Genomic DNA, 17,629 nt, shown 5'->3' with positions numbered 1-17,629 from the left:
TTGATTCACTTCCACTTTCCAATAGGGGTAACAGTTTCGTAATGATCACTAGTTATGTAGAGGAGTCCGTCATCTGAGTAGAGTAGCCTGGTCCCCGGCTGATTGCTCCGCGACATCGTGTTATTGAGACCGACGTCAGCTTCATACCAGGTTCGGCCGGGGGCTGAAGGAAGTACGTTTGTATCATTGTAAAAAACATCACCGCCTAGCTGCCCGCCAGGAACGCTATTGTTGACTGCTTTACCTTTTTTCCATCCGCTTTGTGTTGCCTGAGCTTTTGTAACGTAATTTGGGGGAAGATCACCAGTGGCCCGCAAACTTTCGACTAAGGGATTCGCAGCCTCAGTCGTTCTAAGATCACGCTTCATGGCTTCGTATTTGGCGGCGTTATGAGCGGAGTTGTTATAGGGTTCAGGCTCATCACACTCTTTACTTGCTAGCCCCAACGGATCCACCCACCCCGTAGGGTTCGGCACGTACTGGTAGCTATTCAAACCACCTGCAAGTTTGATCGGATCCGGAGTCAAAAACCGTCCAGTTCCCGGATTGTAGTAGCGGTGCCGGTTGTAATGTAACCCTGTCTCGGCATCGAAATACTGACCCTGGAACCGCAACGGGTTATCGATCTCGCTGACGTCCAGCGCGGCGAGATTACCGTAGGCTCGGTACTTCGCCGACCACATGATCTCGCCGCTGTAGTCGGTGAGCTCCTGCGGTGTGCCGAGGTGGTCGAGTTGGTAATAGAACGGCGTTGCTTTACGTGGGCCTTCGCCATCGAGCATCGCCAATGGGCGGAAGCTGCCCGGTTCGTAGATGTAACTGCGGTAACGGTTTTCGGCGCTTTCGGCAATCAGGCGTTCGCCTTGCCACAGGAATTCGGTGATGTGGCCGTCGACGGTTTTTTCTATACGTCGACCGAAGGCATCGTACTTGTAGGTTGCAGTGCTGCCACCCGGTAGGCTAACGCCGATCAAGCGGTGCTGGCAGTCGTAACGATACTCGGTGACGAGTTTCTGTCCTGTGCCACGGCGTTCGCGACTCAGGTTGCCGTACGCGTCGTACTCGTAGTGACGATCACCCTGCATCAGCAGGCGGTTGCCTTTGACGTTGGCGAGGTTTGCTGTGCCTTCATTGTTTTGGCCCAGCAGGTTGCCCGCCGGGTCATGGGCGAAGCTTTCCGGAGTAGCACCGCGCACGCTGATGAGTCGATCGAGCGGGTCGTAGTGGTAGCTGCGATTGCCTTTGCGGCTGTCATCAATGCCAGCGAGGTTGCCGTTGGCATCGTAATTATAACGACGCTGGAACAGGTTCTTGTCTCGCTGGCCAACAGTGTGGGCTTGCAGGCGGCCTTGTTCGTCGTACTGGTATTGGCTGAGCAGCAAACCTTGCTGACGTTTTTGTTCGCGCCCAGCACTGAACTGGTGAGAGGTCAGGCGCGAGCCATTGAGGTCGATGCTGCTCAGTTGTCCGCCCGGTTGGTGACGGTAATCGAGTTTGCTGCCGTCAGGGAGGCGGCAGTGTTTGAGCTGACCAACGCTATCGTACTCGTAGCGCAGGGTGCCCCAACCTTGGTGTTCTTCGATGAGGCGGTCTTGCAGGTCGTATTTGTAGGCGAGCGGCCAGTTGCCGTCATCGACGTTTACGAGGCGACCGAGGGCGTCGTAGCTGTAGTGGATTTCTTCGCCATCGGCCAGGGTTTTCACCAGCAGCCGGCCAGCCGCATCGCGCTGATACTCAGTGACCAGTTCGCTGCCATCGTCGCCGAACTCGGTTTTCTTCAGCAGTTGGCCGTTGAGGTCATACTCGTAAGCCGTGCGACGACCGTCGAAGCCTGTTTCCTGCTGGATCAGGCCGTTCGCGTAGTAGTCGAGGTGGTATTGCTCGCCGCGCTCGTTTTCGATTTCAGTCAGCAGCAGACGAGAGTTGTCATAGCGATAGCGAAGTTGGCTGCCGTCCGGATTGATGCGGCTGCAGACCAGATGCAGGTTGTCGGCGTATTCGTACCGAGTGATGCGGCCGAGTTCATCGCGTTCAGCGGTGACATTACCGTAGGCGTTATAGGTAAACGCACGGGTTGCACCGCCCGGCAGTGTAACTTGGGCGAGGCGATTAGCGGCGTCCCACTGGTATTGGGTAATGGCGCCGGACTCTTCCTGGCGGGTAATCTGCCGACCCAGCGCGTCGTAGCGATACTTGCGCTGGCCGCCATCGGGTAGGCGTTCTTCCAGCAACTGGCCGAGGTTGTTCCAGCCGAGTTGATGACGGCTGCCGTCCGGGTGGCGAATCTCCAGCAGACGCCCCTGGCCGTCGTAGCTGTATAGCGTGGCATTGCCGTCCGGATCGATTTGCTGGGTGATATCGCCTTGACGGTTGCGTTGGTACTTCCAACTGGCTTTGCCGCGATGAACATCACTGACGAAACCGTTGACGTATTCATACGTGGTGGCTTCGTCTTCCGGCGGGATGACGGCAGTCATCAAGCCGTTGTCGTTGTAGCGGTACTCGGTGACGGCACCCAACGGATCCTTTTCCGCGATCAATTGGCCTTTGTCGTTGTAGGCCTTGAGATGCTCGGCACCGTCCGGGTCGATCTTGCTGATCAGTCGTGCCTGATCATCGTGGGTGTACACCTCTTCGCTGCCGTCGGCGTTGGTGACAGTCACGCTGCCTTTGTCATCCCAGGCGTAGTGCGCCTCCATCTGCGAGAAGTTGGCCCAGTGATGTGTGCAACGAGACAGTTTGCCTTCGTTCTCCCACTCCCAGTAGAACGCAGCGCCGCCCGCCAGTTGCCGCTCGAGAATGACGTGCTGTTCGTTGTAGCGATAATGTTCGGCTTCACCGGCCGCGTTCTTCGCCTCGATCAGACGATGCTGAGTGTCATAGCTGTAGGTGACCAGCGTTTGCACCGTATTCCAGGCGTCTTCCAGATTATCCGCGGGCAGGAACTGCTGATAGTCGATCGCGACGATGTGTTTTCGGTCGTAGCGCAGAAGCAAGGCGCGACCGGCGCCGTTGTCGAGGCGTTTGATACGACCATGGATATCGCGTGTGACGTGCAGTCTATTGCCATAGCTGTCGCTAATGGCGATCAGGGTGGCGCCTTTGCTGTTAAAGCGGAAGTGGTAGAACGATGGTCGCTTGCCGGCTTGGGCCAGAATCAGTTCCGATGGATCGTCACCGAGGAAAATTGCCGCGCGCGAGAGGCTGTTGGTGATGGCCGGGCGTTGTTCGGTTGGAAGTGGGAAGGGGGTTGAGCGGTTTTCGTGGTCGGTCCAGGTGACTTCATCGCCATTGATTTCGATGCGATGAGCCAAGGCATGGCTCCAGCCATAACCCAAGCCGCAGTCGATTTCCACCGCGCTGGTTCTGTAGAGACGCGTCCACTCAAATGGCAGTAGCCCGTCGAGTTGACCGTCGGTCAGCGTCAATAACTCTTCGCCGGTAACCATCGAAACCGGGCACTTGTCGACGCGCGTACAGGACACAGGCTCCGCGCTTTTATTAGCGGGGGTCGTGGCTTGTCTAGATGCATCGTCAGCGTGCGCCGCAGTTCCTATCCGAGCATTCGATTTTCCATCGAAGCGAACTTGCACTGTTCCTTGCTTAATCTGCCTTCCTATTCCGCGCGCCGCAACTGGAACATACTTGGTAACGTATGCCATGAAGCCCTTAATAATTTCGAAGATCGACTTAACAAAATTAACTACGGCGTTGAGGACGATTTCTCCATATTTCTTTATGCGTGCGACCAGATAAATCAGGCCAGTTCCTTCAGCGGCCACCGTCAAAACGATCGAGATGACGATATCGATGGCAATGCCGACGACTGCCGCCGTAGTCATTTTCGCGGCATCACCTGCTGTTTTCATTGGGGGCAAGCTAGCCAGCCAAATAACCGCTGTATGCATCATCAGGAAAAGCGCTGCTTCGTCACTGGCCAAAAGCATGGCCTTTTTCATGACTTCAGGGGCGGTTTTTGCTACTTCGATAAGCTCTTGTGCACCTTCGCCGAGTTTTTTACCAAACTTGCCGGGGTCCTGAAGGATATCCAGGACAAGTTTGATCCCATCCCAAACGCCTTTAATTGCCTCCCAACCACCGTCAAGGATGCCGCTACCAATAGCCATGACCGTGCCGGAAAGAGATAGGCTTGACCACTGCTGGCGATATCCGCCAGGCCCGGTCCATTTGTTGCGCAGAAAACCTTCGAGTTCACTGTTGAGTCCCTTGTACGAGTCAAACAGTGTGTCAATCTGCGCTGGCGTTACTTCGTTATGAACACGGATTACGTATTTTTTACCCGGGACCCCACCTGACCAACTGGCTTTACCCTGAGCATCAAGCTTGACCTTGTTGATGGCGCCGCCACCCTCTGGAACGATCTCGACTTCAATATTCCCCACGGGAATATCATAAAGAGATTCGAATTTGCTCTCGATCAGCATAGGGCCTTTCAGCGGGCATTGAGCCACGACGCTGAAATTGTCATCTGTCATGCTTACCGCGGTCGAGGATCTGCCGGCTTTGAGGATCCGTTCCATACCCAGCAGGGAAGGTTTATCGGTCTTGTGGCTGACTTCATCAGCCAGACTTGCGTACCAGGAATGGGTTTGCTTCTGGTAAATCGTCAGGCTGTTCTTGAAATTCTTCAGTTGGTTGTCAACGAAGGCAATGCGTTCCTTTGCGACCATCAGCCTTGCTCCAGAATCAGGTGGTTTAACAGTGCTTCTTTAAGGTTTTTCGGTGCGTCCGGACGGCGCACGAAACGGCTGATTTTCAGCTTCAGGTTGTTTTCGGGCCAAGCGGTGTAAATGTCCGGACGGTCTTCTTCCAGCCACTGCATCAAGTTGCTGATCAGCGTCGTCGGATTTTCCTTGGCTAAGCCATCCAGTAACGGCTTCGGCACCTCCCACCACGGCCAATCTTTCACCTTCGGCACAACCCGCGTCCCAACCTCCAGCGCTTGCCCATTAATCAGATACCGCTCAAACATCGACATCACTTCCCCAGCCTTCTCCCCCAGCCCATGCAGAATCGGATAGATATGCCGCCCATCCCAAAACCGGAAAAACACCTCGGTCCCGTCCGGCATCTTCACCTGCGTCAGACTGCGCAGATGCTCGAACACTTCATTCGGCTCGGAACGCGACACCGCCAACCATCCCCAATCGAGAGCATCGGTTTCAGCGATCCACGGCAAGAATGCCGAATTGGCTTTGAGCTCGGTGACGTAGGGCATCACCGGTTGCCAGGTGGAGTAGGGCGTGCCGCCCCAGATCGGGATGAGCTGGGCGGTGGGTTCGGTGAGATAGAGGTTTTTCAGTGCGTCGGAATCACTCGCCGCACTAATAACCAGATACAAACGCTCGCCAGTCTGCAACGGCTGTTGCGCCAGCCAATCCTTGGGCGTAATTCGATCAGATGGCACAGGCACCTGCCTTGCATTTTTCGCATTCTTCGCAGAACGGCGCGTTGCGTTTGAGGGTGTTGATCTGGGCCGGGGTCAGGACCTGGCCGGCCTTGTCGGCGTCGGCTTGTTTCAGGATGCCCGGCATCAGCGGGGCGGCGCCCGTGCCGCTGCCGGGGCTGCCGCCGGAGTTCATGTTGATCACCGGGCCGCTCAGGGTCACGCCGCCGGCGTCGATCTTGATGAAGCTGCCGCCGCCGATCAGGGTCAGCTCTGCGCCGGCTTCCATCACCACTTTCATGCCGCTGCTGAGGTGGATTTCCTGGCCGGCGTCGATGAACTGGCCGGTGCCGATCTTGATGTGCTGATTGACGCCGACGGTCAGGTGGTCGTTGGCGCGGGTTTCGACTTTGCGGTCGGCGTAGACGGTGTGGTGTTCTTCGGCCTTGAATTCGCTGTAGCTGTTCTTTTCGACGGTGTCGTGGCGTTCGTTGCCAACGCGGATTTTCTGGTCGTGCTCGACGTTTTCGTCCCAGTCGCGCTGGGCGTGCAGGTAGATCTGCTCCTGACCTTTTTTGTCTTCGATGCGCAGTTCGTTGTAGCCGCCACCGCCCATGGAGCTGAGGGTCTTGAAGGTGCTGCGGGTCTTGTTCGCCGGCAGTGGATAGGGGACGGTGTTTTCCTTGTGGTACAGGCAGCCGCTGATCAACGGTTGATCGGGGTCGCCTTCAAGGAAGGTGACCAGCACTTCCATGCCGATGCGTGGGATGGCGATGCCGCCATACTGGGCGCCGGCCCAGGCGCTGGAGACGCGCAGCCAGCAGCTGGTTTTGTCGTCGGCCTGGCCTTCGCGGTCCCAGTGGAACTGCACTTTGACGCGGCCGTATTCGTCGCAATGGATCTCTTCGCCTTTCGGGCCGGTGACCACGGCGCTCTGGCTACCGAGGATGCGCGGTTTCGGGTGGCGCAGGGGCGGGCGGTTGGGCACGTCCCACGGCGTGGCCTGGAAGCGGTTGCGATAGCCCTGATGGAAATCGTCTTTGAGTGCAGTGGTGTCGCTGGTTACCGACTCTTCGAGGACTTGCGGCTGCTTGCCTTCGTGGTGGACTTCGGTCAGTAACCAGAGGTCATTCCACTTGGCTTTCGGGTGCGCGGTGAGCGCAAGGAAGTGGCCGCTGACCAGCAATGGCTGATCGCTTTTGCCTTCGGCCAACTGGAAGTCGCTGCGATGACGTTCGAGGGCGCGCTTGGCCAGGTGTTTGCCGCGCTCGCGGTCGATGAAACGACCCGGGTAGTCGTAGTCTTCGAGGTCGGGCAGGGCGTCGCCACGGTTTTCGCTTTCGAGGGTGAGGCGTGGTTTTTCGAAGTCGTAATCGCGACGGGTGGTGCGGCTGGTACGGGTTTCCAGGCGCAGGTCGAAGCGCTTGATCACCGGGTCGCTGGCGACCATGCCGGAGTCTTGCTGATAGGCCACAGGCTTGAGTTTCGGGAACACCGTCTGGTCATCGCCGAAGATCAGTTTGTGCGCCGTTGCCGTGTGCTCGAAGTGGTAGTGAATACCTTCTTCCTCGCACAGGCGCTGGATGAAATGCAGGTCCGATTCATCGTACTGCACGCAGTAGATGCGCTCGGGATAGATCGAACCGGTCTTGAATTCGTAGGCGTTGCTTTGAATACCGTGCTCTTCGAGGACCTTGCCGATGATTTTCGGCACGCTGAGGTTCTGGAAGATGCGCTGGTTGACGCGATGCGCCAGGTAGGACAGTTGCGGGCGCAGGGTCACCGAATAACGGGTCAGGCGTTTGCCGGAATCGCCTTGCGCGGCGCGGTAGATCTGGCCGTGAATGCCGCTGCCGTCGGGCGACAGCTGCAGGAAGGCCGGTTTGTGCAGCAGGGTTTCGAGGTCCAGCGACGGCTGCTCACTGACCAGCTCCACCTCGAACACAAAAGGCTGGCTGATGGCTTCGCGACCTTGCAGGGTGAATACCTGAAAGTCAGCAGAAAGACCTTCGATGGTCAGGGCAAAGTGGGTTTCATTGGCCGGCGCGAACATCCCTTGTTCCTCGTGCTGTCACAAAAATCTGGAGTTGCGAAAACAACATCGACCAGCAGAGCTGGCCGATGCTTGTAACGATCAGCCGTAATTAAACGACTGGAGCACGCCAGTCATCGGAACCCGAAGTACCGGATACTTCGTGGGTCCAAGTGATTTTACGGTAGGTGAACTGCACTTCTTCCAGGTGGGTGAAGTGCGAGTTGCCTGGATCCTGGCAGTTGTGCATTTTGTTGTTGATGGCGACGATGATCGCGTCTTCCAGTTTGGTGGTGTAGTAGTGCTCTTGGGTGCCTTGAGCAGAAGTACGGAACCACTGGATAACGATTTCGCTCATGCGCTCGCCGGAGGTCAGAGCGGCTTGCAGCAGAGGCGAAGCCTTGTCGTAGACCTTGGTGATCACAACTGGCTTGTGAACGCGCTGACCGGTTGGCTGACCGGATTGTGGGTCACGCGGGATGATCACGTCGTGGCTGAAAGCCTGAACCATAACCTGGTCTTCGTGGCCTTCCTGGTAGGTGTTGCCTACGGAGTCAGCGGTGAAAGCGCCTGCAGTGATCAGGCCTTGTTTTTCGCCGGTAACCGACATGTACGCTGGTGTTGCCATGGGGTGCTCTCCTTGCGGAATAATTTAAGGTGCCCGGGAGGCGAAATCGCCCGGTGGGTGCCTGACTGTTATCAAGGAGCGTGCCAACAATTGTGGCGGCCATACGGGCCGGGGTGTTTGACTGATTTTTCAGGCGCTTGTGCGAAATAAAGCGCTCGCTCAAGGCAAAAGTGCGCAAGAAGTTGCGCAGTACTGCGCAACTTCTTGCGCACTTGGCTGCAGGCCTTGTACGACGTGGCTTTCAGCGGTTTTATCAGGTTTTTTTGCAAAACAAGTGCGCAACTTCTTGCGCACAATGGCCACGCGCCATCATTTGGTCGAGGCGGCTGCTTCAAGTTTTTCAGATCAAAAGATCGCAGCCTTCGGCAGCTCCTACATTTGGAATGTATTTTTCCTGTAGGAGCTGCCGAAGGCTGCGATCTTTTGATTTTTCAACGCGCAAGTTGTGTCAGGCACTCATCGATCGAACGCTGCTGCGTCGCCGCATACAACCCCAACTCATCAATGGTCGCGCGCCCCAGCGCCTGCTCGAAGGCCTGCCGATTGGAGTGCTCGCCATAGTGCGCCTGCGCCGCATCCCCAAGGTTCGACTGAAAAATCCCCGCTGCGCTCACCGGCAGGAAGTCTTCGTACACCAACGGTTCCGCTTTCACATAACCATCGCGCAACAAGTCCTCCAGAGACGACTGCCCAAGCCCTCCAGCAGCCAGCCCTTTTTCCGTAGCGAAATAGCGAAAGTACGCCAGCTCTTGTTTCCGCATACCCTCGACACTGTCAGGAAATTCGCCAAAGTGCTGAGCCATCAGCGCGTTGTAGCGTGCGGCATTGGCTTCGTTGGGAAAGTCGCCGAGTTCATCGCGTGCGGCATTCAGCAAACGGTCATACAGCGCCCGACCTTTGGGCGTGAGTGCCGCGCCGCGCTGTTCGATTTCGCCGAAACGCGCGCTGTGACTGCCACGGGTCTGGTTCTGATCGGTGAAGGCGATCGGCTCGTCCAGCGCCTTGAAACTGGTCTGGCGCAAGAGGATCGGGCATTGCCGGCGCGGCGGGCCTTCGATGACCGCTTTCGGGGTGATGCCATGGGCTGGCATTTGCTCCTGGACGCGGTCGATGTCCAGCGTGCGCGGCGTCAGGTGATTGATGTGCGGGCCTTTGAACGCCACGACGTCGGCGATCAAGCGGTGTTGGGCGCTTAAAGTCTGGTATTGCGCGGCAGTAACCGTGGCGCTGTGATGCCAGCGAAAGGTTTCCAATGCCTGTAGGACGAATGCCTCGGCCTCGCTTTCATTCAATCCACCCGCGTTTTCAGCCTGCGCGATCAGGCGCAACGCCTCCGAGGTAAATATCGAACGCTTGGCCAATACCGATTCGGCAAAGGCGCGCAGTTGCGCATCCTCAATCAACTCCAGGCGCAACAGCGACGTAAACACCCGAAACGGGCTGACTTGCAGTGCTTGTTCATGCACCGCGCGAAACGCTGTGGAATGCACCGGCACGCCCGCCGGGGTCAGGTCGTAATAACCCACCGGTTGCATGCCCATCACCGCAAACAGGCGGGCGAGGGTGGCCAGTTCCGTCGCGGTGCCGACGCGAATGGCGCCATGACGCTCCATGTCCAGCCGTTGGATTTCGCCGGTGCTATCGAGCTGCCGGGCGATGTCCGGCTGACGTGCAAGCACCTCGCGGTTGGTCTGCTCCACCAATTGCATCAGCGCGCCGTACAGCGGCACTTCTTCGCGGTACATGTCGGACATCGCTTTGGAGAAGCGTTGGCGGATCAGGTCGGGGCTGACGAACGGCTGCACGGTCATGAAAAAAATTCCTGCCACGGTCACGGAATGGATGAGGGAAAAGATCGCAGCCTTCTCGCACGCGGGCAAACGAAGAATCCTACGAACTTCATTCTGCCAACGACTGATCCACCAGTTCGATCCAGTGCATCACCCGCGTGCGCCCGGCACTGGCCAGATGGCTCTGGCAGCCGACGTTGGAGGTGACGATCAGCTCTGGGCGACCGCTCTCCAGCGCATTGAGGCGGTGGTCGCGCAGTTGCCGGGCCAGCAGCGGTTGCGTCAGCGAATAGGTGCCCGCCGAGCCGCAGCACAAATGGCCGTCGGGCACGGCGGTAAGATTGAAACCGAGGCGCGTCAGCACGGCTTCCACCGCGCCGCCCAGTTTCAACGCGTGCTGCAACGTGCAGGGGCAATGCACGGCAATCCGCCGTTCAGTGGCGGCGCAGATCTGTTCGAGCGGTTCCTGCGCGAGTATCTGCACCAGATCCACCGTCCGCTCGCTGATTTCCTGTGCCTTGGTCGCATACAGCGGATCGTTTTCCAGCAAATGCCCGTAATCCTTGATGAATGCACCGCAACCGCTGGCGGTCTGCACAATCGCTTCGGCACCGTTTTGCAGGTGCGGCCACCAGGCATCGATGTTCTGCCGGGCGCGGTCGAGGCCTTTGGCCTGGGCGTCGAGATGATAGTCCAATGCGCCGCAACACCCGGCCTCGGCCACCGGGGTGACACTGATGCCCAAGCGATCCAGCACCCGCGCCGTGGCGTCATTGGTGTTTGGCGACAACCCCGGTTGCACGCAGCCTTCCAGCAACAACACGCGACGGGCGTGGCGAGGGGCAGGGCGCGAGCCGTTAACCGGCAAGTGCTGCGGCAGTTTGCTTTCAAGCAAACGCGGCAACAGCGGCCGGAACGTCGTGCCCACCCGCAGCAAGCCTTTGAACAATCCCGGATTCGGCGCCAATGCGCGCAAGCCCTCACGCAACAGACGCTGCGCCGCCGGGCGTGGCACCGCGTGATCGACCACCGCGCGGCCGATGTCGAGCAGGTTGTGATAGTCGACGCCCGACGGGCAGGTGGTTTCGCAGTTGCGGCACGACAGGCAGCGGTCCAGATGCAGTTGTGTCTGCGCCGTTGCCGGCGCGCCTTCGAGCACTTGCTTGATCAGGTAGATGCGCCCGCGCGGGCCATCGAGTTCATCACCGAGCAATTGATAGGTCGGGCAGGTCGCGTTGCAAAAGCCGCAATGCACGCAGGTGCGCAGAATCTTTTCCGCCTCGGCGGCGCGGGGCAGTTGTCGCGATTGTTCGCTGAGGGTGGTTTGCATGGCTAGAACTCCGCGTACATGCGCCCGGGGTTGAACAGCCCTTGCGGGTCGAGTTGCGCCTTGAGTTGTCGGTGATAGCGCAGCAGTGTCCAGGCCAGCGGCTGGAACGGCGAAGAGCTGGCGCCGTGGCTGAAGCAGGTGGCATGGCCGCCGAGTTCCTGAGCGAGAATATGAATGTGCGCCGCGTCGGATTTCAGCCAGCGTTGTGCCCCGGCCCAGTCGATCAGTTGCTCGCCGGGCAGATCCAGTGGCCCGAGATTGTTCGGCAACGACAAGCGCCACAGCGGCAGACCCTCGTTGAAAAACCCTAGACGCTGCTCATTCAGATCCCGCCAGAACCCTGAATCCAGCGGCTCACCACCGAGTCGTTGATGCGCCGCCGTCACCGAACCTTCGCCGCCCTCAAGACGCAAATACAGGCTCTGGCCATCGTGGCAGGCGGCACTGATTGGCAGCGGTTGCTGGCCCCACTCGGCAAGCTTGGCCAGCGCCCGCGCGCATTCCATGTCGAGGCGAATGCTCAGGCACTGGCGCGGTTTGGGCAGGACTTTCAGCGACACTTCGGTGAGCACGCCGAGGCAGCCGTAACTGCCGGCCATCAGCCGCGACAGGTCGTAACCGGCGACGTTTTTCATCACTTCGCCGCCAAAACGCAGGTGCTGCCCGAGGCCAGTGATCACCCGCGTGCCAAGGACGAAGTCGCGCACCGAGCCCGACCACGGCCGCCGAGGCCCGGATAAACCCGTGGCGATCATGCCGCCGACAGTGGCGCCTTCACCGAATGCCGGCGGCTCGCACGGCAGCATTTGCCCGGCAGCGTCCAGCGCCGCCAGCAGCTCGGACAACGGCGTGCCGGCGCGCGCCGTGATCACCAGTTCAGTCGGCTCGTAGCGGACGATGCCGCAGTGGGCGCGGGTATCGAGCACTTCGCCGGCCACCTCGCGGCCGAGGAAGGCTTTGCTATTGCCACCCTGAATCTTCAGCGGCGTGGCGTTGGCCCGCGCCTCGTTGACCTGATCGAGCAGGGCGCTGGCGGCGTCGACATCGGCCATCAGAAGCGCTCCAGTTCGGGGAATGGCAGTTGCCCGGCGTGAATGTGCATCGCGCCGAATTCGGCGCAACGGTGCAGGGTCGGAATGTTCTTGCCGGGGTTGAGCAGGCCTTGCGGGTCGAACGCGGCTTTTACTGCATGAAACAGGCTCAGTTCGTCACTGTTGAACTGCGCGCACATCTGGTTGATTTTTTCGCGGCCGACGCCGTGTTCGCCGGTGATGCTGCCGCCGACCTGCACGCACAGTTCAAGGATCTTGCCGCCCAAGGCTTCGGCGCGATGCAGTTCGCCGGGTTGGTTGGCGTCGAACAGAATCAGCGGGTGCATGTTGCCGTCGCCAGCATGGAACACGTTGGCCACGCGCAAACCGTATTCTTTGCCGAGGCGGGCGATGCCTTGCAGGACGCCGGGCAATTCGCGGCGCGGGATGGTGCCGTCCATGCAGTAATAGTCAGGTGATAAACGGCCAATGGCCGGAAAGGCATTTTTGCGTCCGGCCCAGAACCGCACGCGTTCGGCTTCGTCGCGGGCCTGACGCACTTCCGTGGCGCCGGCCGCGGTCATGACCTCGCGCACCCGTTGGCAATCGTCGTGGACATCGGCTTCGACACCGTCGAGTTCGCACAGCAGAATCGCTTCGGCATCGACCGGGTAACCGGCGTGAATGAAGTCTTCAGCGGCGCGAATGGCGAGGTTGTCCATCATCTCCAGACCGCCGGGAATGATCCCCGCCGCGATGATTTCGGCGACCGCGCGACCAGCCTTTTCCACGGAATCGAAACTGGCCAGCAGGACTTTCGCGACCTGCGGTTTGGGCAGCAGTTTGACCGTGACTTCGGTGATGATCCCCAGCAAACCTTCGGAACCGGTGAACAACGCGAGCAAATCGAAACCTGCTGAGTCGAGGGCATCCGAACCGAGGGTCAGGCGTTCGCCTTCGATGGTCAGCACTTCGATTTTCAGCAGGTTGTGCACGGTCAGGCCGTACTTGAGGCAATGCACGCCGCCAGCGTTTTCGGCGACGTTGCCGCCGATCGAGCAAGCGATCTGCGACGATGGATCCGGCGCGTAATACAGGCCGAACGGCGCCGCTGCCTGGGAAATCGCCAGATTGCGCACCCCCGGTTGAACCCGCGCGGTGCGCGCGGCGGGGTCGATGTGCAGGATATTGTTGAAGCGCGCCATTACCAGCAGCAGGCCCTGTTCCAGCGGTAAGGCGCCGCCGGACAAGCCGGTGCCGGCGCCACGGGCAACCACCGGGACGTTCTTCTGATGGCAGAGTTTGAGCAGGCTTTGCACTTGCTCGAGTCGACGGGGCAGGGCGACCAGCATCGGCGTGGTGCGGTAGGCGGAGAGGCCGTCGCATTCGTAGGGTTTGAGTTCTTCTTCACGCCACAAAATGTCGAGGTCAGGCAGCGCGTGCTGCAGGGCCTTGAGAAATTCGGCTTTGTTCACCTGCGGCAGCGGGCCGTCGAGGCGTTCGTCATAAAGAATATTCATCTAAACCTCAGACCTCGTCACTTTGTAGGAGCTGTCGAGTGAAACGAGGCTGCGATCTTTTGATCTTGTTTTTTACAAGCAGAATCAAAAGATCGCAGCCTTCGGCAGCTCCTACACAGGATGTGTTGAGTGTCATTTCTGGCTTCCGAGGAATTCGCGATACAGCCGCGCAGTATTCCCCGGCTGTTCGACCATCGGCATATGCCCGACGTGATCCCAGACATCCACGCGCAGATTGGCGATGCCCTTGCTCCACACCGGCACGCTGCTGACATCGATCAGCCGATCCTTGCGCCCCCAGAGCAACAGCGCCGGGCATTTGATGTCGGCGAGTTTCGGCTCCATCGGCGGGCTGGCGCGGAAATCGCGGAAGATCTCTTCCAGTTCATCGCGTTGTTGTTCGTAGCGCTGGGCGATGGCGTCCAGCACCAGGTTCGGCACCCACGGCGGCGATTCCATGGTCATCGCGTAAAACTGGCGAAACTCCTCCCGGGAATTGATCAGAAACGGGTTATGCCCGCGCGCCAGATGCCGCTCCATGTCGCTGGCCTCGGGCGCGGTGACGCCCGCCGGATCGATCAATGCCACCGAAGCGATGCGGTCGGGATAAGTCGCCGCCAGCCACGCGGCAATATAGCCGCCCATCGAGTTGCCGATCACATGGACTTTCTCCACGCCGCAGACGTCGAGCAACTGGATCATGCGTTTGGCCTGCAACGGAATGTCGTAGCCGCCGCCCGCCTTGAAGCCGGTTTCACCATGGCCGGCGAGGTCCGGGATGATCACCCGATACTGGCGCACAAAGTGCCGGGAAAAGCGCAGCCACAGGTTCTTGTCGGCGCTGTAGCCATGCAGCATCAGAATCGCGCTGGCCGCTTCGTACGGCCCTCCTTGCCAGGTCGAGACGGTCATCTCGGCGATCGGCACTTCGATCTTGTGCAATTTGTACAACTTGGCCTCGATGGCCATGTTCAAGTCGTACAGCCAATGGCCGACCGCCGGATAACTCAACCAGCTCCAGGCCACGAAAACCGCGAGGGCGACAAACAGCAAAAGCATCGACGTCTTCCTTTTACGTGTTCAGGACAGAATGTGGTCGGCCGGTTTCAGCGCCCGGGTCAAGCGGTGATAGCTGAAACTGAAGCCGGGAAACATTGCGATCACATGACCGCTCTTGCTTTGATACCAACTGTGGCAGCCGCCGGACTTCCAGACCGTGCGTTCCATCTCCCGATGAATCATCTCAGTGTAGGTACGTTCCGCTTCGGGGCGCACTTCGATGCTGCGCAGGCCTTTGGCCTGCACGGTGCGAATGCAGTCGAGGATGTAGTTCATCTGCGATTCGATGATGAACAGCGCCGAGGTGTGCCCAATGCCGGTGTTGGGCCCGGTGACGATAAACAGGTTGGGAAAGTCCGGCAGGCTGGTGCCGAGATACGCGCGCGGGTATTGCGCCCAGACCTCTCTGAGTTGCACGGCGTTTTTTCCGCTGACCGGGTAGGAAATCACCCCGTCGGTGGCGTCGTAACCGGTCGACCAGACGATCAGATCAACATCGATGTGCTGACCGTCCTCGGTGTTGATGCCGGTTTCGTCGATGGAAGCGATGCCTTGTTCGCGGGTATGCAAGGTGACATTGGCGCGACTCAGCGCCGGGTAATAGGTGCTGGACACCAGTACCCGTTTGCAGCCGATGGTGAAGTCCGGGGTGAGTTTTTCTTGCAGGACCGGGTCCGGTACCTGGCGTTTGAGAAAACGCAGGGCGTGCTGCTGGACCATGTGAATCGCCGCTTTCGAGTATTTGAACGCGATGACCCGGGTTTCGAATTGCCAGTAAATCAGCCAGCGCAACAGCTTGTAGGCGGGTTTGCGGCCGAGCAGCCAGCGTTGCAGCGGCCCGAACTGGCGATCGGCGCGGGGCAGCACCCAGTGTGGCGTGCGCTGAAACACGTGTAGATGATCGACTTGCGGCGCAATCGCTGGAATCACCTGCACCGCACTGGCGCCGCTGCCGACGATGGCCACACGTTTACCGCGATAGTCGTAGCTGTGATCCCAATTGTTCGTATGAAAAGTCTTGCCTTGAAAGCGATCCTGGCCGGGGAAGTGTGGGATGACCGGTTGGCTCAATGGTCCGGTGGCATTGATCAGGAACTGCGCATAAAAGGTGCCTTTGCTGGCGGTATGCACGGCCCAGCGTTTTTCCGTGTCGTCCCATTCGACGCGCTCGACATTGGCCTCCAGCTCAACGCGTTCGCGCAAACCGAATTCCTCGATGACATGTTCGGTGTAGCGCTGCAGTTCGGCCTGCCCGGCGAACATCTGCGACCAGCGGTACGGTGCGAACGACAGCGAATACAGCGGCGACGGCACGTCCACTGCTGCGCCAGGGTAGGTGTTCTGGCACCAGGTGCCGCCAAAAAAGTCCCTTCGCTCCAGCAGGCGAAAATCGTCGATCCCGGCTTTGAGCAGGTTGACCGCAGCACATTGACCGCCAAAACCGCTGCCGATGATCAACACGTGATAGGTGTGCATGGGCCTCCTTCTTATAGTTGTTTTTCCATTTTGCTCCTTTCATGTATAGCCAAATATTTGCACTGTGTGCGGCCCTGATGTCGCTCTATTCAGCCCGCTGGCCGGTGATGGCTATTTAACGTCGCCCTGTTAGACTTCCAGCACATCCGTCCTGCGGTGTGCGTGATCGAGGTCCTTATGGGAAATACCGGAGGAAAGGGACTTTCATTGGCCAGGAGGCTTTATACATCGCGCATCCTCGGGTTGATTCTGGGGCTCGTGTGCGTGAGCGTGGCGATGTACTCGCTCGATCCGCCGCTGTGGGTCTGGGCGCTGATGTTCTTCAACGGCTTGGTCTGGCCGCATCTGGCGTTTCAATGGGCGCGCCGCGCCCGGGTTCCTTACCACGCTGAACACCGCAATCTGTTGATCGACGCCTTTTTCGGGGGCTTTTGGCTTGCCGCCATGCATTTCAATCCGCTGCCCACGGCCACGACCATTTCGATGATGGCGATGAACAACGTCGCTATCGGCGGTTCACGTTTTCTATTGGCAGGCTCTGCTGCGCAGTTGCTCGGGGTTGGCGTCGGGCTGGTGGTCTTTGCTCCGGCCTTCGTTCCGCAGACCACGCCTGCGCAAATGTACGCCTGTTTCCCGTTACTGCTGCTGTACCCGTTGGCGCTGGGCTGGATCTGCTTTCGCCAGGCCTACACCCTCGGTCGACATAAACGCGAATTGCTTGCCCTGAGCCGCACCGACAGCCTGACCGGGTTGCTCAATCACGGCGCCTGGAAGGATCAACTGGAGATTGCTTTTCAGCGCTGTAAACGGCAGAAGCAGGGCGCAGCGATTGCGTTGATCGACATCGATCACTTCAAGGCGATCAACGACACCTACGGCCATGTTGCCGGCGACATCGTATTGCGGCAGTTGAGCAAGTTGCTCAAGCAAAACCTGCGGGCGACAGACGTTGCCGGGCGTTATGGCGGTGATGAGTTCTGCGTGATTTTGCCGGATCTGCCGCTGTTCAACGCCGCGCAAGCCATGGAAGCGTTGCGCGAGCGCTTTGCGATTCTGGGTTATGAGCAGAATCCGGCGTTGAAGGTCAGTTTGAGTATTGGCCTCGCGGCTTACGATCCGGCGCATGCCGACGCGACGCGCTGGCTCAATGATGCCGATCAGGCGCTGTACGAGGCCAAGGCGAGCGGGCGTAACCGGGTCATCTGCAATTGCGATGGCAAGCCCCGCCGGACATTGCTGGATTCGGTTTGATCCGCATCACCACAAATCCCTTGTGGGAGCGAGCCTGCTCGCGAAAGCGCTGGGTCAGTCAATATTGATATCGCCTGACACGACGCCTTCGCGAGCAGGCTCGCT

General features: G+C 59.0%; 11 protein-coding genes. 1 reads left to right on the top strand and 10 read right to left on the bottom strand.

Annotated elements, in window-relative coordinates; genetic code table 11:
- Positions 1–5: 5 nt before the first annotated feature.
- The 10 genes from KBP52_RS06995 to KBP52_RS06950 all read right to left on the bottom strand — a co-directional run bounded on the left by KBP52_RS06995 (position 6) and on the right by KBP52_RS06950 (position 16,273).
- Positions 6–4,691: an RHS repeat-associated core domain-containing protein gene (locus tag KBP52_RS06995; RefSeq protein WP_212622462.1), complete on the bottom strand. Its 4,686-nt coding sequence runs from the start codon at positions 4,689–4,691 to the stop codon at positions 6–8.
- Complete coding sequence (locus KBP52_RS06990; protein ID WP_175554714.1) at positions 4,691–5,428, bottom strand: DUF4123 domain-containing protein; 738 nt, start codon at positions 5,426–5,428, stop codon at positions 4,691–4,693. The genes KBP52_RS06995 and KBP52_RS06990 overlap by 1 nt, the downstream gene beginning before the upstream one ends.
- Positions 5,418–7,460, bottom strand: a complete 2,043-nt coding sequence (tssI, locus tag KBP52_RS06985) for a type VI secretion system tip protein TssI/VgrG (protein ID WP_212622461.1) — start codon at positions 7,458–7,460, stop codon at positions 5,418–5,420. Before tssI ends, KBP52_RS06990 begins: the two co-directional genes overlap by 11 nt.
- A gap of 91 nt (positions 7,461–7,551) precedes the next feature.
- Positions 7,552–8,067 (bottom strand): Hcp family type VI secretion system effector, encoded by a 516-nt coding sequence (locus KBP52_RS06980; RefSeq protein WP_007919523.1) that lies wholly within the window; start codon positions 8,065–8,067, stop codon positions 7,552–7,554.
- 431 nt (positions 8,068–8,498) lie between these two features.
- Entirely contained in the window at positions 8,499–9,878 is a 1,380-nt protein-coding gene (locus tag KBP52_RS06975) for a VOC family protein (protein ID WP_212622460.1), read from the bottom strand.
- Between the two features lie 88 nt (positions 9,879–9,966).
- On the bottom strand, positions 9,967–11,187 hold the full coding sequence (gene glcF / locus KBP52_RS06970) for a glycolate oxidase subunit GlcF (protein ID WP_212622459.1): 1,221 nt from the start codon (positions 11,185–11,187) through the stop codon (positions 9,967–9,969).
- A 2-nt stretch (positions 11,188–11,189) separates the two neighbouring features.
- Positions 11,190–12,239 (bottom strand): glycolate oxidase subunit GlcE, encoded by a 1,050-nt coding sequence (gene glcE / locus KBP52_RS06965; RefSeq protein WP_212622458.1) that lies wholly within the window; start codon positions 12,237–12,239, stop codon positions 11,190–11,192.
- Complete coding sequence (gene glcD / locus KBP52_RS06960) at positions 12,239–13,738, bottom strand: glycolate oxidase subunit GlcD (RefSeq protein WP_212622457.1); 1,500 nt, start codon at positions 13,736–13,738, stop codon at positions 12,239–12,241. Before glcD ends, glcE begins: the two co-directional genes overlap by 1 nt.
- Positions 13,739–13,870: 132 nt before the next feature.
- The gene (locus KBP52_RS06955) at positions 13,871–14,797 is read right to left on the bottom strand and encodes an alpha/beta fold hydrolase (RefSeq protein ID WP_123593962.1); all 927 of its coding nucleotides are present in this window, start codon (positions 14,795–14,797) and stop codon (positions 13,871–13,873) included.
- Positions 14,798–14,818: 21 nt separating this feature from the next.
- Positions 14,819–16,273: an NAD(P)/FAD-dependent oxidoreductase gene (locus tag KBP52_RS06950; protein ID WP_212622456.1), complete on the bottom strand. Its 1,455-nt coding sequence runs from the start codon at positions 16,271–16,273 to the stop codon at positions 14,819–14,821.
- Between the two features lie 177 nt (positions 16,274–16,450).
- Here KBP52_RS06950 and KBP52_RS06945 point away from each other — a divergent pair, with 177 nt between their 5' ends.
- Entirely contained in the window at positions 16,451–17,524 is a 1,074-nt protein-coding gene (locus KBP52_RS06945) for a diguanylate cyclase (protein ID WP_077572152.1), read from the top strand.
- Positions 17,525–17,629: the final 105 nt, after the last annotated feature.

It is taken from the genome of Pseudomonas sp. SCA2728.1_7 (assembly GCF_018138145.1).
In the GTDB taxonomy this organism is placed as follows: Bacteria; Pseudomonadota; Gammaproteobacteria; order Pseudomonadales; family Pseudomonadaceae; genus Aquipseudomonas; species Aquipseudomonas koreensis_A.
This window is presented reverse-complemented; position numbering and strand designations above follow the sequence as displayed.